The sequence below is a fragment of the Microbacterium sp. NPDC089321 genome (genome assembly GCF_040684935.1).
In the GTDB taxonomy this organism is placed as follows: domain Bacteria; phylum Actinomycetota; class Actinomycetes; order Actinomycetales; family Microbacteriaceae; genus Microbacterium.
Genome location: NZ_JBFBGX010000001.1, coordinates 283,773 through 297,462, shown reverse-complemented (window position 1 = coordinate 297,462; position 13,690 = coordinate 283,773). Strand labels below are relative to the sequence as shown.

Annotated in this window: 11 protein-coding genes; 7 read left to right on the top strand and 4 right to left on the bottom strand. The window is 70.6% G+C overall.

Features of this window, described 5'->3' with window-relative positions:
• Positions 1 to 22: 22 nt before the first annotated feature.
• A complete protein-coding gene (locus tag AB0N59_RS01360) occupies positions 23 to 961 on the bottom strand; it encodes a DNA-3-methyladenine glycosylase 2 family protein (protein WP_363477662.1) in 939 nt (312 codons plus the stop codon).
• A 126-nt stretch (positions 962 to 1,087) separates the two neighbouring features.
• A complete protein-coding gene (locus AB0N59_RS01355) occupies positions 1,088 to 1,777 on the bottom strand; it encodes a winged helix-turn-helix domain-containing protein (RefSeq protein WP_204975612.1) in 690 nt (229 codons plus the stop codon).
• A gap of 407 nt (positions 1,778 to 2,184) precedes the next feature.
• Here AB0N59_RS01355 and AB0N59_RS01350 point away from each other — a divergent pair, with 407 nt between their 5' ends.
• The 3 genes from AB0N59_RS01350 to AB0N59_RS01340 all read left to right on the top strand — a co-directional run bounded on the left by AB0N59_RS01350 (position 2,185) and on the right by AB0N59_RS01340 (position 6,646).
• Positions 2,185 to 2,433 carry a GNAT family N-acetyltransferase gene (locus AB0N59_RS01350; RefSeq protein ID WP_363481156.1) on the top strand — a complete coding sequence of 83 codons (249 nt, stop codon included), beginning with the start codon at positions 2,185 to 2,187 and terminating at the stop codon, positions 2,431 to 2,433.
• Between the two features lie 65 nt (positions 2,434 to 2,498).
• Complete coding sequence (locus AB0N59_RS01345) at positions 2,499 to 3,659, top strand: exonuclease SbcCD subunit D (protein ID WP_363477659.1); 1,161 nt, start codon at positions 2,499 to 2,501, stop codon at positions 3,657 to 3,659.
• Positions 3,659 to 6,646 (top strand): SMC family ATPase, encoded by a 2,988-nt coding sequence (locus AB0N59_RS01340; RefSeq protein ID WP_363477656.1) that lies wholly within the window; start codon positions 3,659 to 3,661, stop codon positions 6,644 to 6,646. The genes AB0N59_RS01345 and AB0N59_RS01340 overlap by 1 nt, the downstream gene beginning before the upstream one ends.
• 1 nt (position 6,647) lies before the next feature.
• Here the strand turns inward: AB0N59_RS01340 and AB0N59_RS01335 are convergent, their stop codons facing one another.
• The gene (locus AB0N59_RS01335; protein WP_363477653.1) at positions 6,648 to 7,214 is read right to left on the bottom strand and encodes a nucleoside phosphorylase; all 567 of its coding nucleotides are present in this window, start codon (positions 7,212 to 7,214) and stop codon (positions 6,648 to 6,650) included.
• Between the two features lie 42 nt (positions 7,215 to 7,256).
• On the opposite strand from AB0N59_RS01335, the gene nadE reads away from it, so the two are divergent.
• The 3 genes from nadE (at position 7,257) to AB0N59_RS01320 (ending at position 12,443) form a co-directional block, all read left to right on the top strand.
• Positions 7,257 to 8,075: an ammonia-dependent NAD(+) synthetase gene (gene nadE, locus AB0N59_RS01330; protein ID WP_363477650.1), complete on the top strand. Its 819-nt coding sequence runs from the start codon at positions 7,257 to 7,259 to the stop codon at positions 8,073 to 8,075.
• Positions 8,076 to 8,143: 68 nt separating this feature from the next.
• The gene (locus tag AB0N59_RS01325) at positions 8,144 to 11,665 is read left to right on the top strand and encodes a TM0106 family RecB-like putative nuclease (protein ID WP_363481153.1); all 3,522 of its coding nucleotides are present in this window, start codon (positions 8,144 to 8,146) and stop codon (positions 11,663 to 11,665) included.
• Positions 11,658 to 12,443: a hypothetical protein gene (locus tag AB0N59_RS01320; protein ID WP_363477647.1), complete on the top strand. Its 786-nt coding sequence runs from the start codon at positions 11,658 to 11,660 to the stop codon at positions 12,441 to 12,443. The genes AB0N59_RS01325 and AB0N59_RS01320 overlap by 8 nt, the downstream gene beginning before the upstream one ends.
• A gap of 12 nt (positions 12,444 to 12,455) precedes the next feature.
• On the opposite strand, the gene upp is transcribed toward AB0N59_RS01320, so the two are convergent.
• The gene (gene upp / locus AB0N59_RS01315; RefSeq protein ID WP_363477645.1) at positions 12,456 to 13,088 is read right to left on the bottom strand and encodes a uracil phosphoribosyltransferase; all 633 of its coding nucleotides are present in this window, start codon (positions 13,086 to 13,088) and stop codon (positions 12,456 to 12,458) included.
• 81 nt (positions 13,089 to 13,169) lie between these two features.
• On the opposite strand from upp, the gene tadA reads away from it, so the two are divergent.
• Entirely contained in the window at positions 13,170 to 13,625 is a 456-nt protein-coding gene (tadA, locus tag AB0N59_RS01310; RefSeq protein WP_363477642.1) for a tRNA adenosine(34) deaminase TadA, read from the top strand.
• Positions 13,626 to 13,690 lie beyond the last annotated feature (65 nt).

The following is a 13,690-nucleotide window of genomic DNA, read 5'->3' as shown; positions in this document are numbered from 1 at the left end:
CACGGTGTCGGCGCCACCGGGGTCAGCGGTTGCGGTGATCCTCGGGGGCGAGGCGCGCGCCGCGTCGCGGCTCGCGGGATCCGGACGCCCAGATCAGGCGGATGATGCGCTGACGGTGCCCTGCCCAGGGTGCGAGCAGCTCGAGCATCCCGTCGTCATCGGTGCGGTGACCCGTCAGCGCGAAACCGACCTCGTGGGCCAGATGGTAGTCGCCGACGCTCACGGCATCGGGGTCGCCGAGGGAACGGATGCGCGTCTCGGCGGATGTCCACACGCCCACACCGTGCAGGCTGGTCAGCACGCGGTCGCGATCACGGCCGTCGGCGGCGGCGAGGGCCGCGCGCTCGATGCTCGCGCCGCGACGCGCGGCCGAGACGATGGTGCGCGACTGCGGCGGCTCGACCGCCGCGCGATGCCACTGCCACGAGGGGATGCTCCGCCACACCTCATGCGAGGGTGAGGCGAACATGGGGCGCGGCACAGGGCCCGGAGCGCGTTCGCCGAACCGGCTGACGAGATACCGCCAGGCGCCGAACGCCTGCATGCCGGTCACCTTCTGCTCGATGATCGCGCAGGCGAGGGCGTCGAAGACGCGATCGGTGCGTGCCATCCGGATGCCGGGATGCCTGCGCGCCACCTCTTCGAGCTGAGGGTGCATCGAGACGTCGAAGCCCGCGTCGTCGTCGTCCGAGCCGCACAGGCGCGGCACGGCGTCGAGCGCCTCGGCCGCGCCGGGCCCCCACGCCGAGGCGTGCACGCCGTCGGAGCCCTGCCGAAGGCACAGCGTCGCGACACCGGCATCCGTCCGGAACGCCATCCAGATGCGGCGGCCGTCGATGACCATGGTCGGATCGGTGCCGCCGCGACGCAGCATGCCGACCGTCCGGCCGAGGTCGAGCGGGTGCGGCGGGCGGTAGACGGACTCGCGCGCAGGCGCAGCAGCATCCGTCATCAGGGTCATGCAAGAACCCTACGCGTCGTCTCTGACATCGGCTCCCGGAAGCCGGGTGCCGACGACGCTACGCATCCCTGCAGACGGCGACACCCCGGGTTCTCGGCGAGAACCCGGGGTGTCGGCGAAGAGGAATCAGAAGCGGTCGGGCGAGGGGGTGCCGTGTCCGTAGCGGATCGAGACGTCGGCGTGACGGTCGAAGCGGTAGCCGACGCCGCGCACGGTGCGCACGATGTCCTCATGGCGGCCGAGCTTGGCGCGCAGGCGACGCACGTGCACGTCGATGGTGCGCTCGCCGGGGGCCTCTTCGTCGGACGATGCCTGCCACAGTGCCGAGACCAGCTCGCTGCGCTCGATCGTGCGACCCTCGCGCAGCACCAGGTACTGCAGCAGCTCGAACTCCTTGTAGGTGAACGAGGCCGACTCGCCGTCGAGCAGCACGCGCTTGCGGGAGATGTCGACGACGACGCCCGACTCCTCGTCCTTCTCCTCCTCGACCGCGGCGTTGGCGCGGGCGATGGCACCGGGCTCGTGCAGGGCGAGCCGCACGACGTCGAGGTCGCGGCCGCCTGCCGACTGCGGCGCGAGGGCGACGGTGGCGTGGGTCTCGGCGCCGGGGGCCAGTTCGGCCAGCGTGCGGCGCAGGGCGTCGACGAGCACGGGAAGGCTGACGCCGGCGGAGGCCGCCTTGATCTCGTCGATGCCGACGTAGAGGGCGAAACCGCGCGGCGAGCGGACCGAGGGGAGGTCTGCGGCGGCGTCGGCGGGGGAGATGACGCGAACGGGGGCGGTGACAGGACGCTCGAGGAGGGCGGTGTTCGACATGATGATGGATCCTTCACGGATACGTGAGCCGAGGCTCTGGATGCGTTGCACGAATGACCGGACGGAGCCGGTGGAGAATGAGCGCGAGGGGTGGGCGCTCAGAGACTCGTCCTCAGATCGAGGAGAATTCAGCGAGTCAGGCTGGGTGGTTGCGCCTTAGCAACACATTCGGCAACACGTGCCAACGCGACCGGGCATCATCATCCCGGCAGTCCCGTTCGCCTCCTGGGCGGACAGAGGGCTTGCGTTGGTGGTCATGGGGGCGATTATTTCCCACCATGACCCGCCATGTCAAAACGTGACAATCCCGCGGATGAAACACGACGTAACGTTGTGGGGTGAGTTCAACCGCCGATGCATCCGATTTCGTGTTCCAGGATGAGAAGGACGCCTCGCGCTACACCCTCATGCGCAGGGGAGAGCTGCTCAGCGTTCTCGACTACCGCGACGACGGCAGCGCCGTCGCGATGACCAGGGCGTACACGATCCCGGTCCATCGTGGCCGGGGGTACGCGGCGCTCATCACCGAGCATGCCGTCGCCGATGTCGAAGCGCGTGGCGACCGCCGGATCGTCCCGGTGTGCTGGTACGTCGCCGACTGGTTCGACGCGCACCCCGACAAGCGCCACCTGCTGCGTCGCGGCACCGATTCCTGAGCCGGAGGCAGCCGATCGCGGCACGCCTCGGAGACGATGTCGGTGGTGGTCCTTACCGTTGAGGCATGCGCATCCTGCATACCTCCGACTGGCATATCGGCCGCACCTTCCACGGGCACTCCACGCTCGCGGCGCTGGCCGACGTGCTCGACGCGCTGGTCGCGCAGGTGCGCGACAACGCGGTCGACGTGGTGATCGTGGCAGGCGACGTCTTCGACTCGGCCACCCCTGCCGCCTCCGCCTACACGCTGCTCGACGATGCGCTGCTGGCACTGCACGAGACCGGCGCCACGGTCGTCATGACCAGCGGCAACCATGACTCCGCCGCCCGGCTGGGCTTCCACTCCCGGCTGCTGCGCGACGGCATCCACGTGCTGACCGACCCGCTCGCGATCGCCACGCCGATCACCCTGCACGACGAGCACGGTCCGGTGCACTTCTTCGGCATCCCCTACCTCGAGCCCGCGATCGTCCGCCAGCACTGGGCAGATGCCGAGCCCGCGCTGCGCTCGCAGGCGCAGGTGATGAGTCACGCAATGGGGCTCGTGCGCGAGGGCGTCTCGGCGCACGGGGGCCGCTCGGTCGCGGTCGCGCACTGCTTCGCGGCCGGGGTCGACGCGACCGCGGGTCTCGAGCGGGAGGTGCGTCAGGGCGGCCTCGACATGGTGCCGCTGGCGTCGTTCGACGGGCCCGACTACGTCGCCCTCGGGCACATCCACGGCCGTCAGCAGCTCAGCGAGCGGGTGCGCTACTCGGGCGCTCCGCTGCACTACAGCTTCGGCGAGCAGCACAAGCAGCGCGGCTCGTGGCTGGTCGACCTCGACGCCGACGGGCTCGCAGGCGTCGAGTGGCTCGAGCTGCCCGTGCCCCGCCGACTGGTCACTCTCACCGGATCGCTCGACGAGATCCTCGCCGATGAGAACGCGGCCGCCCACGCCGACGCGTGGGTGTGCGCGATCTACACCGATGCCGTGCCGCAGCACGAGCCCATGCGCCGGCTGCGAGAGCGGTTCCCGTTCTGCGCGCTGGTGCAGCACCAGCCCGCCGAGGCGGATGCCGCCGACGAGCGCTCCTATGCGCAGCGGCTGCGCACCGCCGTCAGCGACGTCGACCGCATCGAGGCGTTCCTCGAGCACGTGCGCGGCGGGCAGGGGGCGACCGAACGCGAAGCGCAGCTGATCCGCGAGGTGCTCGATGATCGCGTGCGGGCCGAGGCGCTCGTCTGATGCAGCTGCATCGCCTCGAGATCGAGGGGTTCGGCCCTTTCCGCTCCCGCCAGACGGTCGATTTCGATGCGTTCGCCGACGACGGCATCTTCCTGATCGCGGGGCGCACCGGCGCCGGCAAGTCGTCGATCCTCGACGCCGTGTGCTTCGGTCTCTACGGCGGCGTCCCGCGCTACGACAGCGGAGACAAGCGGCTGCGCAGCGACCACTCCGAGCCCGACGAGCCCACTGAGGTCGTCGTCGAGTTCAGCACGGCCGGCGGGCGGTACCGCGTCACGCGGGCACCCGCGTACGAGCGCCCCGCCAAGCGCGGCGGCGGCATGACCACGCAGGCCGCGTCCGCACTGCTCGAGCAGCTCGTCGACGGCGAGTGGACCGGGCTGGCGGCTCGCGCCGTCGATGTCGCCAACGAGCTGAACGACATCCTGCAGCTCACGCAAGAGCAGTTCCTGCAGGTCATCCTGCTCGCGCAGAACCGCTTCGCCGACTTCCTGCTCGCAGACAGTCGTGAGCGCCAGGCCCTGCTGCGGCGTCTGTTCGGCACCGAGCGGTTCTCCGACTACCAGGCGCGGTTCGACGAGCGTCGACGCGCCGCAGAGCAGGCGCTCGGCGGCAGCCGTGCGACCGTCGCCGCCCGGCTCGACGAGGCCGAGCGGATCGTCACCGAGGCAGAGCTGTGGGGGGATGACGCCGATTCCGCGCCCGCGACGACGGATGCTCGGATCGACGTGCTCCGCCGCGCCATCGTCAGGGCCGACTACCGCGTCGAGCGCTTCGGCACCGAACGCCATGTGGCCGAGAAGGCGCTCGCGCTCGCGGATTCAGCGCTCGCCGATCTCAGAGAGCAGCGGCAGGCGCAGTCCGATCGCGATCGGGCACGCGTCGCCCTGGCGGCGTTGGAGGCGCAGGCCGAAGAGATCGCGGATGCCACGGCCCGTCGAGATCGGGCGCGCGCGGCCGAATCGCTGCGCACGCTGATCGTCGCCGCCTCCCGTGCATCCGCGGCGCGGGTCATCGCCGACGAGGCCGAGGAATCCGCCCTCGCCGCGTTCTCGATCGCGGAGGCGACCGGCGACGGCCGTGCGGCGGCGTACCGCGAGTTCGCGTCCGAGCGAACGCGCGAGAGCGGAGCATGGCAGCATGCCGCCGAGCTGGAGGCCACCGCCGCGATGCGCGCCGCCGAGCTGGCCACCGCGCAGGCGGCAGTGGCACAGGCGACCGAGATCCTCACCGCGCTCGATGAAGAGCGCGAGGCCGTGCCCGCCACCATCGCCGAGCTCACCGCCGAGCGCGACGTCGCTCGGCGCGAGGGCGACCGGGCCGCCATCGCCGCAGACGCCGTCACGCTCGCCGAGCGGCAGCACGCCGCCTCTCGAGACGTCGAGCGGCTCACTGCGGCAGTGGCCTCAGCGGCATCCGCCGAGTCCGACGCGTCGGACGCGCACGCACGGGCGCAGACCGAGCTGTCGCAGCTGCGCCGACGCCGCCTCGACGGCTACGCCGGTGAACTCGCGACCGCCCTCGTCGACGGTCAGCCGTGCGCCGTGTGCGGCGCGACCGAGCATCCCGCGCCGGCCGAGCACGCCGACCCCGTATCGGCCGACGACATCGAGACGGCCGAGGCTGCTCGCGACGCGGCGGCCCTCGCCGAGCGGAAGGCGTCGCGGGCCCTCGCCGACCTCACCGCCGAGCACGCTGCCGCAGTCGAGCGATCCGGCGGGCTCAGCGTCGAAGAGGCGGGCGAGCGTCTCTCGCAGGCCGTGAGCGCTCGCGACACCGCTCGGCAGGCGGCCCTCCGAGCCGAGCAGCTCGGCGCCCGGGTCGACGATCTGCAGCGCAGCCTGGCCGATCTCGAGCAGCGCCGCGCCACAGCATCCGAGACCCTCGGCGCTGCGCGCACCGCGCTCTCGCTGATCGAGCAGCGCATCGCCGATGCAGACGCGGCCGTGGCGGCAGCCCGCGGCGAGCATGACAGCGTCGCCGACCGCCTCGCAGAAGCGCAGCGCGACATCGCCCTCGCGACGGCGGCGGCCGACGCCATAGACGCGCACACGGCCGCGATCGAGCGCGACCGCAGCGCGAACGACGAGCTCGCCGTGGCCGTCGCCGAATCGGTCTTCGACGAGGTCTCCGAGGTCGAGCAGGCGCTGCTCAGCGCCGCCGCGATCGCCGCACTCGACGACCGCATCACCGCCCACGCCGTCGAGATCAAGAAAGAGCGCGCGCTGCTGCTCGACCTCGAGATGCGCATGCTGCCCGATGAGCCGATAGACCTCGAGTCGGCCGAGCACGCGGCACAGCAGGCGCGGGCCGCGTGGCAGACCGCCGTCGATGCCGAAAGTCAGGCCCGCAGCGTGCAGAAGAGCCTCACGGCGACCGTCGATTCGGCCGCTCGTGAGCACGCCGCATCCGCCGATGCGGCGCAGGAGTTCGAGGTGCTGCGCGCCCTCGCCGACACGCTCGCCGGTCGCTCCGGGAACACGCACCGGATGACCCTCGAGACCTTCGTGCTCGCCGCCGAGCTCGAAGAGATCGTCGCGGCGGCCAACGTGCGCCTGCACGACATGTCAGACGGCCGCTATCAGCTGCGGCACTCCGACGCGCTTGCGGCTCGAGGCGCGGCATCGGGTCTCGGCATCGTCGTCTTCGACGCCTTCACCGGTCAGACCCGGCCGGCCAAGTCGCTCTCGGGCGGTGAGACCTTCCTGTCGTCGCTCGCGCTCGCCCTCGGCCTGGCCGAGGTCGTCACGGCGCGCGCCGGTGGCATCCGGCTCGACACGCTCTTCATCGACGAGGGATTCGGATCGCTCGACGCCGACACGCTCGAGACCGCGATGCGCACTCTCGACGAGCTGCGCCAGGGCGGACGAACCGTCGGGGTGATCAGCCACGTCGAGGCGATGCAGGAGCAGATCCCCGCTCAGCTGACGGTGCGCACCCTTCCTGACGGGCACAGCGTCATCGACGCACCGCGCGGCGCGAGCTGACTCAGATCGCGTACTCGCGCTGCATGTGCTCCCACAGCTGGGCGCTGCACGCGGCGACGACGTCGTCCCACACCTGGGTCGCCCCGTCCTGCGCACGGTCCGAGACGACGCGCATCACGCGGATCGGCACGTCGAACTTCTGCGCCACCCAGATGAACGAGAAGGTCTCCATGTCGACCAGCACGCCCCCGAGATCGCGGATGCGCGCCACGGCGTCGGCGTCGTCGACGAAGATGTCGCCGGTCGCGATCGTCACGCCGTCGCGACCCGTCTCGACGCGCGACGGCAGCGACACGTGCTGTCCGATCACGCCGTCGAGGTCCTGCACGTCATGCTGGATCGCTGCGCTCACGTCGTAGATGCCCGACTCGACCGAGTCGTCGACGGCGCCGGCGGTGCCCACCACCACGATCTCGTCATAGCGCTTCGCGTCGAGCGCGCGGGTCAGACCGTACGCGGCCATCAGCTTGCCGGGGCCGGTGACCAGCCGGTCGAAGCCGGGGAGCTCTGCGGGGAATGCCTGAAGTTCGGATGCCAGCGCGGCGACGAGAAGTCTCACGTGCTCCATTGTCTCAGGTGGGGGAGACTGGTATCCGACGAAGGAGGCGCCATGAGCATGCAGCAGCAGATCATCCACGACCTCGGTGTGAAGCCCGAGATCGACCCCGCGGCCGAGAACGAGAAGAGGATCGGATTTCTCGTCGACTACCTGCGCGCGACCGGTGCGAGAGGTCTCGTGCTCGGCATCTCGGGCGGGCAGGACTCCACCCTCGCAGGCCGTCTCGCGCAGCTCGCCGTCGAGCGCGTGCGCGCTGAGGGCGGCGAGGCGACGTTCCTGGCGGTGCGGCTGCCGTTCCGGGTGCAGGCGGATGCCGCTGATGCGGAGTCGGCGATCGACTTCGTCGCGGCCGACCGCTCGGTGACGATCAACATCCAGAACGGCGTCGACGGTCTCGAGCGCGATCTCGAGGAGGGCCTCGGCGAGAGCATCAGCGACTTCAACCGCGGCAACATCAAGGCGCGACTGCGGATGGTCGTGCAGTACGCGCTCGGCGGTCACGACGGTCTGCTCGTGATCGGCACGGATCACGCGGCAGAGGCGGTGACCGGCTTCTACACGAAGTTCGGCGACGGCGCTGCCGATCTGCTGCCGCTCTCCGGTCTCAACAAGCGGCAGGGGCGCGCGATGCTCAAGCAGCTCGGGGCCCCTCAGCATCTGTACATGAAGGTGCCGACGGCAGACCTGCTCGACGGCGTGCCCGGTCGCCCCGACGAGGACGAGCTGGGGCTGACCTACGAGCAGATCGACGATTATCTCGAGGGCAGGGAGATCGCGGCCGAGGCGGCGGCGATCATCGAGCAGAAGTACCGGGCATCCCGTCACAAGAGGCACCTGCCGGTCACCCCCGCCGACGACTGGTGGCGCTGACACCCGCGCGCGACCGGTGATGTCCGAGCCTGCGGATAGTGTCGAAGCAGGCCGAGGAGAGGGGCATCGTGCGGGTCATCGCAGCGGAGAACCGGGTCGTCTGGAGCGCCAGCGATCTGAAGCTGGCGGCTGAGTGCGAGTTCGCGTGGGCTCGTGCCCTCGACGCGAAGCTCGGCCGGGTCCCCGCCGTCGAAGAGCCTGAGGATGCGACTCTCGAGCGCGCCGCCCGGCTCGGCGACCGGCACGAAGAGAAGGTGCTCGAGCGGTACGTCCGCGAGCTGGGGGAGTCGGTCGACGGCGGACCAGGCGTGGTCGTGCTGCCCAAGGTGTCGTCGGCGGATGCCGCTGAGCTGGCCGCCACGGTCGACGCCACCGAGCGGGCGCTGCGCTCGGGAGCGTCGCTGGTGTTCCAGGCGGCGTTCTCGACTCCGGAGTTCGTCGGCTTCGCCGACTTCATCGCGCGCGACGAGCCGCTGCCGGGCGAGAGCAGCGGGCGCTGGCGGGTGCAGGACTCGAAGCTCGCCCGCACGGCCCGCGCGACCGCGCTCATGCAGCTCGGGGCATACGTCGACCAGCTCGATCGCCTGGGCATTCCGCGGTCAGACGAGGTAGATCTGATCCTCGGCGACGGCACCACGAGCACCCACCGCGTCGACGACCTGCTGCCGCTCTTCCACGTGCGGCGCGCCCGCCTGCGCGCGCTGATCGCCGACCGGCGTCTCGCCGACGGGGCCGACGGCGAGCCTCTCGCCTGGGGCGATGACCGCGGTGATCTGCGGGTGACGGCCTGCGCCCGCTGCGCCACCTGCGAAGAGCAGGTGATCGGTCATCGCGACCTGCTGATGGTCGCCCGCATGCGGCCGGTGCAGCGGCAGAGACTGCGCGCCGCCGGCATCCACTCCATCGACGATCTCGCCGTCGCCGCCGATGCCCCAGACGGAATGAACGCAGACACCTTCACGGCGCTGCGCGCGCAGGCGCGGCTGCAGGCCGGGTTGGCGGCCGATCCTGCAGCCGTTCCGCCCTTCGAACTGGTCTCGGCCAATGCGATCGGCCTCATGCCCAGGCCCAGCCGGGGCGACCTGTTCTTCGACTTCGAGGGCGATCCGCTGTACACCGAGGCCGTCGCGCCCGGCGAGAGCCCGCGGTGGGGCATCGACTACCTGTTCGGCTGGATCGACAACGCCGAGCAGTACTCCGCGCTGTGGGCCCACACCTTCGCCGACGAGAAGCAGGCGCTGCTCGACTTCCTCGCATTCGTGAAGCTGCGCCGGCAGGCGCATCCCGACATGCACATCTACCATTACGCGCCCTACGAGACCTCGCACCTGTCTGCCATGGCCGCGCGCCACGGGGTGGGCGAGGCCGATGTCGACCGGCTGCTGCGCGAGGGCGTCTTCGTCGACCTGTACCCGATCGTGCTGCGCTCGGTGCGCATCGGTTCGCGTTCGTATTCGATCAAGAAGCTCGAGCCGCTGTACATGGGCGCCGAGGTGCGCACCAGCGACGTCCAGAAGGGCGACGACTCGATCGTCCAGTACGTGCAGGCGCGCGAGCTGCAGGCATCGGGGCACGATGCCGAGGGGCAGAGCATCCTCGACGACCTCGCCGATTACAACCGGTACGACTGCGTCTCGACGAGGCGGCTGCGCGACTGGCTGATCGGTCTCGCGCGAGAGGCCGGCGTGGTTCCGGCACCGCCCGACGATCCTGAGACCCGGGCCTACGAGCCCTCGCCGCTCTCCCTCGCCCTGCAGGCCGAGGCGCAGAGCGCCGGTGACGAGTCGAGCGCTGCCTCGTACAGGGTGGCCGCCGCGGCGATCGACTACCACCCGCGTGAGGCGAAGAGCTTCTGGCAGGGGCACTTCCAGCGACTGCGCGAGCCCGTCTCGATCTGGGAGTCGACTCGCGACGTGCTGCGTGTCGACGCCGGTGCCAGTCGGGTCGATGCGGATTGGGCGGTCGATGAGGGCCGCCGTGCGCAGACTCGTCTCGTGCGGCTGCGCGGCGAGGTCGCGCCCGGCAGCACGCTCGGAGCGGGCAGCCGGCCGTTCGCGCTGTACGGGGTACCGACGCCGTTCGACATCCCTGCCCCCTCCCGGGTCATCCATGTGCCGCACGAGGTCGAGATCGTCGAGGTGCTCGATGACGGATACGTCGTGCGGGAGCGCACCGTGCAAGGGCAGGTGTGGGATGAGCTGCCTGTCGCGCTCGCCCCGGCGGCCCCGCCGAATGTGCTCTCTCAGCAGGGTGCGATCGAGGAGTGGGCGGCGTCGCTTCACCACGCGGCTCCCGTCTTCCCGAACGATGCGGCCACCGACATCCTTCGTCGCATCCCGCCGCGCACCGTGTCCGGAGGTCCGCTTCCCGAGGCCGGCGACCGAGCCGACACGATCGATGCCATCGTGCGTGCCGTGGTCGACCTCGACGACAGCTATCTGGCCGTGCAGGGTCCTCCTGGCACGGGCAAGACGTACACGGGCTCGCAGGTGATCGCCCGCCTGGTGCGCGACCACGGCTATCGCATCGGCGTCGTGGCGCAGTCGCACGCGATCGTCGAGAATCTGCTCGAGCGTGTCGTGGCAGACGGCGTTCCGGCGGCGCAGGTCGCGAAGGCCCCCAAAGATCCGGATGCCGCCGAACCCGCGTTCACGGTGATGCGCAAAGACGGCATGGCCGCCTTCCTCGCCGAGCACGCGCACCACGGAGCCGTGGTCGGCGGAACCGCGTGGGACTTCAGCAACACCCGCCGCGTCGACCGGAAGGGCCTCGACCTGCTGGTGATCGACGAGGCGGGTCAGTTCTCGCTCGCGTCCACCATCGCGGTGGCGGCGGGGGCGAAGAGGCTGCTGATGCTCGGCGACCCGCAGCAGCTGCCGCAGGTGAGCCAGGGGACGCACCCCGAGCCCGTGAACACCTCGGCCCTCGGCTGGGTGATGGACGGCTCGTCGGTCATCGATGCGCGGTACGGATACTTCCTCGCGGAGTCGTGGCGCATGCATCCTGCCGTGGCCGCCCCCGTCTCACGGCTGTCGTACGCGAGCCGTCTCGCATCGGCCGACGGCACCGAGGGGCGCCTGGTCGACGGCGTCGACCCGGGGCTGCACATCGTGCCCATCCGGCACCGGGGCAACGCCACCCAGTCGGCGGAGGAGGCCGCAGAAGTCGTGCGCATCGTCCGCGACCTGATCGGTCGCACGTACGTCGACGGCATGTGCGAAGATCCGCCGCGTCCGCTCGAGCAGCGCGACATCATCGTCGTCGCGCCCTACAACGCGCAGAAGCAGCTCATCCACGACGAGCTGTCGGCAGCGGGGTACGGCGATGTCGCCGTCGGCACGGTCGACAACTTCCAAGGCAGGGAAGCGGTGGTCTCGATCACCTCCCTGGCAGCGTCGAGCGGCCGCGACGCTCCCCGCGGGCCAGAGTTCCTGCTGCTGCAGAACCGCCTCAACGTCGCCATCTCGCGTGCGAAGAGCGTCGCGTATCTCGTGCATTCGCCCGCCCTGCTCGACGACCTGCCGTGGACGCCCGAGGGTGTCGCCCGCCTGAGCGCCTTCGCCCATCTCGTCGGAGCCGATCGTGACTGACCCCGGCACGCACACGGTCGACGACATCCTGCGGGCATCCGCCGCCTGGGTATGGTTTCCGCGCGGCAGCGAGCAGGAGAAGACCGAGCTGCAGCTGGTTCGGCACCCGGCGCGCTTCGGCGGTGGCGTCAAGGCATCTCAGGTCGGCTCGACGAGGAGCGCGGACGAGGTGCTCGACTATGCGATCGAGCGCACCCGCGCGTGGGGCGAGAACGAGCTGACCTTCTGGACCAACGCGTCCGACAGCCCCGATCTCGAAGATGCGCTGCAGCGGCGAGGAGCACGGCACACCGACACGGTCGCGGTGCTGGCTCGTCCGATCGACGGCATCCCGATCGAGGTCCCCGGCGACGTGACGCATGAGGTCGTCCGCACCGAGAAGCAGTTCCGAGAACTCGACCGGATCAACGTCGCCGTGTGGGACCACCAGTCCGCGCTCACCGACGACGGGCTCCGCGACGAGCTCGATGAGATCGGGGAGTCACTGGCATCCGGAACAGGCGGCCGGGTGCTCTCACGGATCGACGGCGCCGCCGTCAGCACGGGCGGATGCACGGTGGCCGACGGCTTCGTGCGCCTCTGGGGCGCTGCGACCCTTCCCGAGGCACGCGGACGCGGCGCGTATCGGGCCGTGCTCGCGGGCCGGCTGCGTCTCGGCGCCGAGATGGGCGCGACGACCGCGCTCGTCAAGGGCCGTATCTCGACGTCCGCGCCGATCCTCGAGCGCGCGGGGTTCGAGCACTTCGGTGACGAACGCGGCTACGTGCTCACCGTCTGAGCCGCGAACGGGTCAGACGGTGCCGTACAGGCGGTCTCCGGCGTCGCCGAGGCCGGGCACGATGTAGCCCTTCTCGTTCAGACGCTCGTCGAGTGCGCCGAGCACGAGGGTGACGTCGGCGTCGCCGACCATGTCTTCGATCGCCGCGACGCCCTCAGGGGTGCCGAGCAGGCAGATCGCGGTGACGTTCTTCGCGCCGCGATCGAAGAGGAACTGGATCGCCGCGGCCAGCGAGCCACCGGTCGCCAGCATCGGGTCGATCGCGAAGCACTGCCGGTCGCTGAGGTCGTCGGGCAGACGCTCGGCGTAGGTGGTCGGCTCGAAGGTCTCCTCATCGCGCACCATGCCGAGGAATCCGACCTCGGCGGTGGGGATGAGCTTCACCAGGCCCTCGAGCATCCCGAGACCGGCGCGCAGGATCGGCACCACGATCGGGCGCGGCTCGGCGATCTTCACGCCCATCGTGGTCGTCACAGGGGTCTTCACCTCGACGGGCTCGACCTTGACCTCGCGCGTCGCCTCGTAGGCGAGCAGGGTCACGAGCTCTTCGGTCAGCTGGCGGAAGACCGGTGACGAGGTCCTCTCATCCCGCAGCACCGTGAGCTTGTGAGTGATGAGCGGGTGATCGGCCACATGAACGCGCATGGGTACAGATTACTTGCCGAGTGTGTGCGCACCAGCACTGGCCGCACGGAGGGCGGCTAGGCTCGACCATCGGGAGGGCCGATGACCGCTGCAGACGACGACGCGATGCGTCGCGCACTCGCGCTCGCCGCGGAGGCCGCCGCAGACGGCGACGTGCCGGTTGGGGCCGTGGTGACGGATGCCAGGGGCGTGATCATCGGTGAGGGACGCAACCTGCGCGAGCAGACGCACGATCCCACCGCCCATGCCGAGATCGTGGCGCTGCGCGCCGCCGCCGAGGCTCAACGTGGGTGGAATCTCGAGCAGCACACGCTTGTCGTCACGCTCGAGCCGTGCGTCATGTGCGCGGGCGCGATCCTGCAGGCTCGCATCGGACGCGTGGTCTTCGGCGCCTGGGATGACAAGGCCGGTGCCGCAGGGTCGATGTATGACGTGCTGCGCGACCGGCGCCTCCCGTATCGCGCTGAGGTGGTCGGTGGCATCCGGGCCGATGAGGCGACCGCGCTGCTGCGCGACTTCTTCGAATCGCGTCGCTGACCGCGCCCGCGGGTGAGCGGCCCGCGCGGACGTGTACGCCTGGCGCCTGAGCGGCACGCGCGGAC

What these genes read in the sequence shown, in the direction of transcription:
- AB0N59_RS01360 (WP_363477662.1), bottom strand. Translation starts at nt 961, where the DNA reads ATGACCCTGATGACGGATGCTGCTGCGCCTGCGCGCGAGTCCGTCTAC.
- AB0N59_RS01355 (WP_204975612.1), bottom strand. Translation starts at nt 1,777, where the DNA reads ATGTCGAACACCGCCCTCCTCGAGCGTCCTGTCACCGCCCCCGTTCGC.
- AB0N59_RS01350 (WP_363481156.1), top strand. Translation starts at nt 2,185, where the DNA reads ATGCGCAGGGGAGAGCTGCTCAGCGTTCTCGACTACCGCGACGACGGC.
- AB0N59_RS01345 (WP_363477659.1), top strand. Translation starts at nt 2,499, where the DNA reads ATGCGCATCCTGCATACCTCCGACTGGCATATCGGCCGCACCTTCCAC.
- AB0N59_RS01340 (WP_363477656.1), top strand. Translation starts at nt 3,659, where the DNA reads ATGCAGCTGCATCGCCTCGAGATCGAGGGGTTCGGCCCTTTCCGCTCC.
- AB0N59_RS01335 (WP_363477653.1), bottom strand. Translation starts at nt 7,214, where the DNA reads ATGGAGCACGTGAGACTTCTCGTCGCCGCGCTGGCATCCGAACTTCAG.
- nadE (WP_363477650.1), top strand. Translation starts at nt 7,257, where the DNA reads ATGAGCATGCAGCAGCAGATCATCCACGACCTCGGTGTGAAGCCCGAG.
- upp (WP_363477645.1), bottom strand. Translation starts at nt 13,088, where the DNA reads ATGCGCGTTCATGTGGCCGATCACCCGCTCATCACTCACAAGCTCACG.
- tadA (WP_363477642.1), top strand. Translation starts at nt 13,170, where the DNA reads ATGACCGCTGCAGACGACGACGCGATGCGTCGCGCACTCGCGCTCGCC.